Genomic DNA, 10,000 nt, shown 5'->3' with positions numbered 1-10,000 from the left:
TACAACAGCGCTGTCAATTCATCATGTAAGCGCTTACAGAAGGTGCGACATTCGCGCCACACTCCGAAAAGAGCCGGTCAGCCTCCGTGATCGTCCTTGCGATTCAGCACGCCGCGCACCCGCGTGGACAGTTCGTCGGGCATGTAGGGTTTGTAGATGGTTTCAAACTCACGCGCATTGGTGTGTCCGTGCACATCGTCGGCAAAGCCCGTGGTAATCAGGATCGGCAGGTCGGAAAACAACTGCCGCGCCTCCTTGGCCAAGGCGACGCCGTTCATCTTGCCCGGCATGACGATGTCGGTGAACAGAAGGTCCACCCCATCCGGCCCTTTGAGATAGTCGAGCGCCGCCGAAGCGTTTTCGCGCGCCACCACCTCGTAGCCATCGGCCTCCAGTATGGCGCAGGCCAGTTCACGTACTTCGCGATTATCTTCGACCAGCAGGACGCGCTCGCCCTTGCCCCGCGTCTGAGAGGTGCGCTCAGGCAACGGGACCTTGTCATCGGCGCCCGACACCAGCGGAAAATAGAGGTGGATCGTGGTGCCCTGACCCGGCGTGCTATCGACCTCAAAGCCGCCATCCGATTGCTTCACGAAGCCATAGACCTGAGCCAGCCCCAGCCCCGTCCCCTTGCCCACCTCCTTGGTGGTGAAAAAGGGTTCGGTGATGCGGCTCAACACTTCCGGCGGCATCCCTTCGCCGGTGTCGCTGACCGACAATTCGACCTGATCGCCCTCCGGTCCGGAGCGGTTGGCGGTGCGAATCGTCACGCGCCCCCCTTCGGGCATGGCGTCGCGCGCATTGGCGAGAATATTGATCAGCGCCATTTCAAGCTGCACCGTATCAATACGGGCATTGGCCAGATCGGGGTCCAGATCAAGCTCGATCTCGATAAAGCTGCCCAGGGTACGCGACAGCAGGTCATTCAGCTCACTGACCACGCGGTTGAGATTGACAACGCGCGCCTCCAGCGGCTGCTTGCGCGAAAAGGCCAGCAATTGCTGCGTCAGGACGCGCGCCTTCTGAGCCGCCTGCATCACCGCCTCGTGGTGGCGATTGAGCTTTTCCGGCTGTTCGGTGACGGTGCGCGCCATCTGAAGATTGCCGATGATCACCTGAAGCAGGTTGTTGAAATCGTGGGCAATACCGCCGGTGAGCTGACCGATGGCCTCCATCTTTTGCGCCCGGCGCAGCGCCATTTCGGCCTCGCGCCTCCGGGTAACATCGAGCTGCGAGCCGAAATAATAGAGCAGCTTGCCGTCGCGGTTGAAGATAGGGCTGACGAACAGTGCGTTCCAGAAAGCCGTGCCGTCCTTGCGGAAGTTCTGGATTTCCACCGCAATGTCGGTGCGGTCGCGGATGGCACGGCTGAGGTTAGCGATCATTTGCGGATCGGTCCCCTCGCCTTGCAGGAAGCGACAGTTACGCCCCAGCACCTCATCCATCTGGTAGCCTGTGGTGTTGAGGAAGGCCTGATTGGCAAAGACGATGGGGTTGTCGGGCCGGTTGGGATCGGTGACGATCATCGGCATCCGCGTCATTTCGATGGCGGCAAAAAACAGGTCGTGGCGGTCGCTCGACCCCACGACGCCGTGGCGTGCCGCTATGCGTTCAGGCGAATCCGAAATACCGCCTTCGGTGTCGCGTCTATCCACATGTGCCAGCTTTTCGAATACAAAGCTCTGAACGTTTTCCAGACTTTGCAACGCTGTCTCGGCAATACGCAGGCTTTTCGGGTCGTCCTTGTGCCGCATCTGCATCAGTTGCAGGCTGCCCTTGGCCGCACCGAACATATTATTCAGATCATGCAGGGTCTGACGGTCTAAACCGGCGTGGGGCGCGTTTTTGGGGGTATGATCGTCCGACATATATCCATCCGCCGGACTCCAAACAAATCCGGGCGTTACACTTCTTTCTGTGTTTCGTTCTGACCGGATGGAGATAAGAAAAAAATATGAGTCGCGGCCGCTGAGATGTGGATCAGGGGAGAGGACGACGGCTTCGTTCCACTGCCCACAACACACCACTGACCAGCAGCCACCCGAGGAACCACGGCCAGGCGGCGCCGCGACGGCCCTCGCCGTTTGCTTCTGCCGGTCGCGCATCGTCAGCCACCAGAGCCTGAGTGGCTTCGCGCGCCTCCAGCGCCTGTACGCCCGGCAAGGCCTTGTCCGACAGGACGTGGAAAGGCACGGCCTGCACCGTATCTGAGGTCGTCACGCGCAGCACATGCCACCCGGCCTGCGTGGGCCAGACGGCCGCGCAACGCGCCTCCCCCGTGGCCATATCGAGGACGGGGTGGCTAAGGCCGCCTTGCGGGTCCAGCACCTCGGCCGTGCCGCTCAGGCCGCACAGGCTGACGCGCTGATGCACTCGGCCTGCGGTGACGGTCGGCAGGGCGGCATTTGAACGGCGAACGAGAGTTGAAAAGAGGCCGCTCCAAAGGGCCTGATGCCGCCCGGCCTCGCCGCTGAGCGTCAGGGCGAAGCTGTCGGTCACGCTCCACAGGCCGACCCGCCCACGGCCTTCGGCCCGCCACAAGCCCAGAGGCTGGGCCTTATTGTCCACGGCCAGCGGCACGGCATCGGCGCTGTCGAGGCGCAGGTTGAGCCGCGTCACGGTGGGGGCCTTGTCCTCGCTGCCCGAAGGCACAGGCAGGGTCACCGTTTCCGGATCACCGGTGCCGCTAAGCCGCAGGCCCAGCGCGGCCCACTGGGCGCGCGTCGCTTCCGACGGCAGGGCTGTGGGCCGTAGCAACAGGCCCATACCGCCGCGCACGGCGCTGATCACGGCGGCGCGACCACCGTCGCCCAATCCGTCCCACCCACGCTCATCTATGACCAGCAGATCGGTCTGGCTCAGCGTGGCGGCATTCAGGGGCTGAGGCGCATCGCCCGCCGCCACACCGCCGCCCAGCGCGAATTGCGCCTGCATGTCGATACCGGCATCAGCGGCCCAGCGGCGCAGATATTTGATCTCCGGCCCCGGCGCGCCGCCAATCACCCGCACCTGCGCCGTCAGCGCCTCATCGACCCACACCGGCGCTTCGGCGGTTTCCACCACAGCTTTTGTGGCATCACGCACCCGCACAGTGAAAGACACCGGCCCTGCCGCCTTGGCCGTGCCCGTGAGGACGGCCAGACCGCTGGCATCCGGCGTTTGCGTATCGACCACCACGCCTGCCGGATCGAGCAGTTCGACAACGCCCCCCTTCACCCCATTGACCGTCACGCCAATCTGAAACGCGGCACCGGGGGCCACCCGCTCCGGCGTATCGAGGCGCACCACACCGCGCGGCAGGGCTGACGGCACAAAACGCAGGGCCCGCCCTTCGACCGCCGGGCGGTCGCGTGGCGTCAGGCCTTCGCCGACGACGGTCAACCGCGTCGCTTCGGCGTGCTGGCGCAACGCTGTGGCCAGATCGGGCACGCGCTCAGCCCCCGGCACATGCGCTTCCGGCAAGGCGACGACGCGGTCGCCCGCCTGCGCATCGACCGCCTGTGCGCCGCGCGTGGCAACGATCAGCGTGCCGGGGGCGGCGGCCAGACGCGGCGGAAACAGGGTCAGATACAGCAACAGCGCCGACACCGGCGTCAGGGCCAGAAGGATCACAAGCCGCGGCAGGGAGCGTTCGGCCACATCGGCCTTTCGCCACCACAGGACCAGCCGCGCCGTGGATAAACCCACGGCCATGAGAAGCATCAAAGCCACGATCACAGACGGGGTCATCTCGGTCGCTCCAGGGCATCCAGATAGCGGCCACCGGACGCCGTCACCGCCGGGCGGCGCGCGACACCGGCGGGCGGGCGGGTCAGGACGCGCCACAACTGCCCCCGCAGCGTCTGACGGCACGCGGCACAGCCGGGATCGGCGCGCACCGCCTCGACCGCCGCCAGCAGTGACAGCGGATCGCTGACCCGGCCTTCATTGGCACGCAGCCAGCGATCGAGCGCCTCCAGCGGCAGATCGGTCTTCGCCCCCGGTGCCTCGCCCAAAGCCGTCCACAGGGCCACGACGGGGGCATCGGGCGACGGGGCCGCCGTCACCGCGAAGGGCACGGGCGCAATGCCCTCACGCTTACCGGTCATGCGACGGTTGTTGTCGATGGGCGGCAGTTCCGGCCCGACGCGCGACAGGAAGATACGCGTCGCCTGCTGCACCTCCTTGATGTAGCCCAGCGCCTTGTAGGCGTGTGGCAGGGCGGTTTGCGGATTGCCCTGTCGCAAATGCAGTTCCGACTGCCACATCTCATCCAGCGCCTTTTTCAGCGTGGCGCGCGTTTCCGGATCGAGCAGGGTCGCGGCTTCGGGCTCATCGTGCGTATGGCCATACTCCGCCGTCACATTGCCGCCGTCACCAAACACCGGTGCGGCATCGGGTTTCGTAGCCTGCCCTCCATGATCATGTCCCCCATGATCGTGGCCGTCGTTTTCGGAATGCCCCGCTTCAAGGCCCGGCGGCGCTTCGTGCTCGCCCTCGGCCTCTTCGCCCAGAAACTGCCCGTAGCGCAGGCGCAGCAGGCGCTGATCGACGCCAATGGAGTCGGAGCGGCTGAGGAAGGTATCGGGTTTGAGGCGCGGCTTCTCTTTCAGCAGGGCTTCGATGTCGATAATGATCTGCCTCTGGCTACGGAAATAAGCCGGCAGGGTCTGGCGCGCCAGCGCCTCCAGCCCCGTGCTTTCGGCCCCCAGATCGGACGGCCAGCGCAGGATCAGGCTGGGGGAGCGCACCTCCTGCGGCGACGGGGCACGATTGTCGTGCACCGTCAACTGCACGATCAGGTCGTCACCCACGGCAAAACCGAGTGATTTGAGGTCGAGCCGCGTGGCAAAGCGCTTATCGTTCGCGCCGCCAATGCCGCTTAAGGTCATTGTCCGTTCGCGGAAGGTGATGTTTTCGCCCTGCCCCTGCGCCTGAATGATGCGCAATTCGGCGGTGGGGGCGACGCCATAATCATCGCTGGCGGCAAAGACCAGCGGCCACTGGGTCTGGCCCGGCGTGACCAGAGTCAGGGCGCGGTCGGGCAGGACGGCCTCGACCTTTGGCGGCGCATCCGGCGTGACTTCCAGCCGATGCAGCGGTTGCGCCGGCAGGCCATCGGCAGCGAGGCGATAGAGCCGCGATCGCTCCGCGCTCAGGGTAGCGGTCCATGCGTTGCCCTCGCGGCGCAGGGCCACGCTCTGACCATCGTGGAAGACCAGCCGCACATTGGCGGCGTCCGGCGCAAAGCGCAGTCGCCAAGTCAGCCGGGTATTTTGCGGCACCTTGAGATCGAGCGTCGTTTCGCGGTGTGCCACCTGCCGCGTATAGGCGGGCGGGGTGACGGTGACCTCGGCGGAGATCAGTTTGGGCGCGCCCGCTTCAGCGTGTCTGGGCGCATCCGGCGTCACGCGAATTTGCGGCCACCAGACAAGCGCCGCCGTCAGGGCCGCGATGGCCCCCCCCGCCGCCAGTGAAAACCCCACCGGCTTCCAGCGCCACGAGGGCGTCAGCACCGCCGGAGACGGCAGGCGCTCGATCAAGCGTTGCTTTTGCAGGGCCTGCAAGGGGTTGAGGTCTTCGGCGCGCGCAAACAGCAGATCGGCACTGTCTTCCATATCCACGCGGCGAGCATTGAGCGCCGCAATCACCCACGCGCGGTCAAAGCGCTGCAATCGCCAGACCGCCAGCCCGAAGGCAACGAACAGGCCGAGGCACAGGGTCATCAAAAGCCCCACCTCTGCGCCCACGGCCCAACCCGCAAAGGCAGCCGCGGCGATCAGCGGCAGGGCCGTCAGCCCGTCGTTCAACAGGCTGCGCAAACGTGCCGGGCCGGTAAAGCGCTGAGGTGTCATGGCGCGGCCCTCCGGCGGGCGGCGGTGGCCAGCAGGCGTTCGATGAGAAACAGCGCAGCCACCAGCAGGGCTAGCCACGGCGTCAGTTCCTCAGACGGTCGGGTGAAAATGGAGCGCCCCACGACCGGGATCAAATCGCGCGCCTCGACACGCGCCGGTGACGGCGGCGGACTGAGGACGGCGGCCAGTTGATCCGGAAAGGTCGGCTCCAGCAATTCCGGAAAAACCGCCGGACGGAGGGGCCGCGTCAGGCGCAGCCACTCTCCCCGCCCCTCGCCCTGCGCCTCCATCAACGGTGCGCCGGTGGCATCGCGCCACACGACACGGCGCTGCGGTGACGCTGGCAAGACCGTCTGCGCCCCCACGAGGACCGTTCCGCCGGATTTCACGCGCGCCCTGACGGCAGGCGGGACGTTGCCACTGCCCAGCCACACCAAAACCCGATCCTTTGGCGGCAGAGCGGCATCCGCGCCTGCGGCTTCGAACGGCGTCTGCCAGGCGGCAGACACGGCGCGGAACCACCGCACATCGGCGGCGCGGTCCGGCGCATAGCGCAGGCTGAGGACGGGCAGCTTTGTCGCCACAGACTTAGCGGCGGGCATGGCTCTTGCCACGATGCGCCAATCGACGGTGCGGCTGAGGATCGGGCGTTCCGCATCCACCCCTTGCAGGGTTTGCGGCACCACCACGGTCAGCTTCACCCCTTGCGGCAGTTGCGCATCGAGCTGCCGCAGACGGCTGCTCACCTCGCCTACCGCCCCCGGTGTGTCGCTTAAGCGCGGAAAACCCGCCGTCAGCCAATGCGCCTCGGCGTCTTCCCCTACCGCCTGCTGCGCCGCCTTCGGATCAGCCCCCGGTACCACAGCCACATAGGGCTTATCGCTAAGCGGCGCGGTCAGAACGGGCCGCGCCAGCAGCAGGGCCAGCATCGCGATCAGCAACAACCGCACCCACAGCAAGGGCCATTCGCTGAACCGGATACGCTGGCGCGGTTTGGGGCGCGGATCGAGCCAGCGCAGGGCGGCGAAGACCAGCGGACGCAGCTCGTCGCGCCGCATCAGGTGGATGACCAGCGGCACGACCACGGCCAGCAGGGCCGCCAGACCTAACGGAAACAGGAGCGCGGGCATCAGACCGTCTCCTTTCCTGATGGTTTTTGGCCAAAGAGTCGCCACAATGGCGCATCCACCGGCTCATCCAGCCAGTAGTGCGTGTGCCGCACCCCCGCCGCGAACAGCCGCGCCTCAAAGGCCTGACGGGCGGCGGCAAAGCGCTTGAGAAAATCAGCGCGCAGGGCCTTGCCGTCGCCCAGCACCTCGGCCCCGCCTTCAGGATCATCGAAACGATAGCCGCCCTGAAACGGAAAATCGCGCTCCTCGGCCGTCAGGGTCTGCACCATCAGCACGTCGCGCCCAGCCGCCGACAGGCGCGTCATCAGCTCAGCGCAGCCCTCATCAAAGCCGTCGCTGAACACCATGACCATGTCCTGCGCGCGGATACGACACCACACCGGCGATAACTGCGCCAGTGACGGAAACCCGCCCTCGGGCTTCAATTTGAACAACTCCAGCCGCAGACGGTCGCGCGCCTTCAGCCCCGCCGCGGCCTCGACCACGGCCACGCCGCGATCGCTGAGGGTGATCAGGCCAAAGGCATCCCCCTGACGCAGGGCCAGTTCGCCGACGCAGGCCGCCATGGCCCTGGCGGCCTCAAGGCGGCTCCAACCGGGTTTCGCCGCATCTGACTGCCCCATCGACGCCGACAGGTCGAGCACGATCCACACCCTGAGCGGGCTTTCGCGCTCAGATTCGCGCACGAAAAACTTGTCCGAGCGCGCATAGAGCTTCCAGTCGATCTGACGCAGTTCGTCGCCCGGCTCATAGGCGCGGTACTGCGCAAATTCCAGCCCAGCCCCGCGTGAACGCGAGGCGTGCAGCCCGATCCCCGACGCCCCGGACGCGCGACGCGCGAACAGGCGCAGGCCTTTCAGCCTGTGGCGCACCTCCGGAGGGATCGGGTCATACACCATGCGCTCAGAGCTTTACGGCGCTCAAGATTGCGGCCACGACCGTATCGGGGGCCACGCCCTCGGCCTCCGCCGCGAAGGACATCAGCAGGCGGTGGCGCATGACGGGGGCGGCGAGCGCCATCACGTCTTCGCGCGTGGCCGCCAGCCGCCCCTGCAACAGGGCGCGCGCCTTGGCCGCCAGCACCAGAGATTGCCCGGCGCGCGGCCCTGCGCCCCATTTGATATAGGTGTTGACGGCCTGCGGGGCGCCCTCACCCGGCCGCGTGGCGCGCACCAGTCGCGTGATCCAGCGCAGCAGGTCTTCGCCCACATGCACATCGCGCACCAGCTTTTGCAGCACCAGCACGTCCTCGGCCCCCATCACCTTGGGCACGGCCCCGCCGCCCGCGCCCGTCGTCTGGCGCAGGATATCGTGTTCTTCGGATTCCGTCGGGTAATCGACGCGGATATGCAGCAAGAAGCGGTCAAGCTGCGCTTCGGGCAGCGGATAGGTCCCGGCCTGCTCCAGCGGGTTCTGCGTCGCCAGCACAAAGAAGGGCGACGGCAGGGTGTGCGTCACCCCGGCGTAGGACACGGTGCGCTCCTGCATGGCCTCCAGCAGGGCGGCCTGCGTCTTGGGCGGCGTGCGGTTCAACTCGTCGGCCAGCAGCAGGTTGGTAAAGACCGGCCCCGGCTGAAAACGGAAATGGCGATGGCCGGTGCCGTGATCCTCCTCCAGCAGTTCGGTCCCTAAAATGTCGCTGGGCATCAGGTCGGGGGTGAACTGCACGCGGCGGAATTGCAGCTCCAGCGCCTGCCCCAATGAGCGCACCAGCAGCGTCTTGCCCAGCCCCGGCACGCCTTCCAGCAGGCAATGCCCGCCGGCCAGAAGCCCGATCAGCAGTTGCTCGACCACATCGGCCTGACCGACAATGGCCTGAGCGATGGCCTGACGCAGGTGACCCAGGCGGGCCAGCCTTTCCCTGATCTCGGTTTCACTGATCGACATATCATAATCCCCATAATCCGGCCCCGGACGCGAAGGCCGTCTGACGTCTCAACTCGACAAAGCATAAATCACAATATTGACGCCGAATTTGGTATTGTCTTCGGCCAGAAAGCGCTTGTTGCGCCAGTCGTAGTCCCATTCGCAGCCATAGTCCTTGTTGGAATAGAGGACGCCCAGACGGCCATTGATCTCTATGCCTTTCAGATAGTCGTGCACCAGATCGTCGCCCCAGCCGTTCAGCTCAAACGAGGTGTTGGGCGGGCCGTCGAACTGGAAAAAGCTCTTATAAATGGCGTGCGTATTGGGTAGCTTTTTCAGGGCCTGCGGGCCGAAGATCGTCGCCATCTGCCGCTCGAACGACTTGGCGAACAGGCCGTCAATGTCGTGATTGCAGTCATCGACAAAGACAAAACCGCCATTTTTCACGTAGGTCTCGAAATTGCGCCGCTCCGCCGGGCTGAAATCGACCAGCTTGTGCCCGGCCAGATAGCAGAAGGGCGCGCTGAGCATCTTCGGATCGGACAGGTCGATCACGTGCTCCTTCGGATCGACGCGCAGGGTCGTATAGTCGATCAGGGAGGTGATCAGATTGGCCGGCATACGCTGATCGACGTCCCAGTCACCGGAGGCGTATTTCAGGCGCGTGAACCAGAAATCATAGCTGGCCGCCTGCGCCGGACGCGCCAGCGCCGCCGCCACCCCCCCGGCGAGCAGGGACAGAAACGCCGCACGATTCAGCCCCCTCTCCCTTGAGGGAGAGGGCTGGGGTGAGGGGGGAGTCACAGACGGCATACCGAGTCTATTGACCTCCCCCACACCCGGCGCGTTGCGCCACCCTCTCCCTCAAGGGAGAGGGGATGTTTGCAACTACACCGCATCCGACAAGGACGTGAAGGTAAAGTCACGCAGCTTCATCGGCGGGATCATCATCACGAACGGTGATTCATCGTCACCGACGCGCACAGGCTTACCCAGCTCTTCGATATTGTTGAGCATGATGACCGGCGACTCGTTGAAGCGGAAGTTCTTGATCGGATACTTGATCTGGCCGTTTTCGATATAGAAGGTGCCGTCACGCGTCAGGCCGGTCAGAAGGACCGTCTGCGGATCGACCATACGGATATACCAGGTGCGGGTGACCAAAATCCC

The 10,000-nt window shown here is 65.4% G+C and carries 8 protein-coding genes; all 8 read right to left on the bottom strand.

What is annotated here, in order from left to right:
- Nucleotides 1–77: 77 nt before the first annotated feature.
- Nucleotides 78–1,868, bottom strand: a complete 1,791-nt coding sequence (locus tag LDL37_RS13220) for a histidine kinase famiy protein (RefSeq protein WP_290799168.1) — start codon at nucleotides 1,866–1,868, stop codon at nucleotides 78–80.
- A 112-nt stretch (nucleotides 1,869–1,980) separates the two neighbouring features.
- Nucleotides 1,981–3,729, bottom strand: a complete 1,749-nt coding sequence (locus LDL37_RS13215) for a hypothetical protein (RefSeq protein ID WP_290799166.1) — start codon at nucleotides 3,727–3,729, stop codon at nucleotides 1,981–1,983.
- The gene (locus tag LDL37_RS13210) at nucleotides 3,726–5,834 is read right to left on the bottom strand and encodes a DUF4175 family protein (RefSeq protein ID WP_290799164.1); all 2,109 of its coding nucleotides are present in this window, start codon (nucleotides 5,832–5,834) and stop codon (nucleotides 3,726–3,728) included. The genes LDL37_RS13215 and LDL37_RS13210 overlap by 4 nt, the downstream gene beginning before the upstream one ends.
- Nucleotides 5,831–6,964 carry a BatA domain-containing protein gene (locus LDL37_RS13205; protein WP_290799162.1) on the bottom strand — a complete coding sequence of 378 codons (1,134 nt, stop codon included), beginning with the start codon at nucleotides 6,962–6,964 and terminating at the stop codon, nucleotides 5,831–5,833. Before LDL37_RS13205 ends, LDL37_RS13210 begins: the two co-directional genes overlap by 4 nt.
- Nucleotides 6,964–7,863 (bottom strand): DUF58 domain-containing protein, encoded by a 900-nt coding sequence (locus LDL37_RS13200; protein ID WP_290799160.1) that lies wholly within the window; start codon nucleotides 7,861–7,863, stop codon nucleotides 6,964–6,966. Before LDL37_RS13200 ends, LDL37_RS13205 begins: the two co-directional genes overlap by 1 nt.
- A gap of 4 nt (nucleotides 7,864–7,867) precedes the next feature.
- Entirely contained in the window at nucleotides 7,868–8,851 is a 984-nt protein-coding gene (locus LDL37_RS13195; RefSeq protein WP_172961219.1) for a MoxR family ATPase, read from the bottom strand.
- Nucleotides 8,852–8,899: 48 nt separating this feature from the next.
- Nucleotides 8,900–9,643: a DUF4159 domain-containing protein gene (locus LDL37_RS13190; protein ID WP_290799157.1), complete on the bottom strand. Its 744-nt coding sequence runs from the start codon at nucleotides 9,641–9,643 to the stop codon at nucleotides 8,900–8,902.
- A gap of 75 nt (nucleotides 9,644–9,718) precedes the next feature.
- Nucleotides 9,719–10,000, bottom strand: a 282-nt coding sequence (locus LDL37_RS13185; RefSeq protein ID WP_290799155.1) for a metallopeptidase TldD-related protein, incomplete at its 5' end; no start/stop codon positions are given.

It is taken from the genome of Asticcacaulis sp. (assembly GCF_020217185.1).
In the GTDB taxonomy this organism is placed as follows: Bacteria; Pseudomonadota; Alphaproteobacteria; order Caulobacterales; family Caulobacteraceae; genus Asticcacaulis.
Note: the sequence above shows the minus strand (reverse complement) of the source record. Positions and strands in the feature narration are given on the sequence as shown.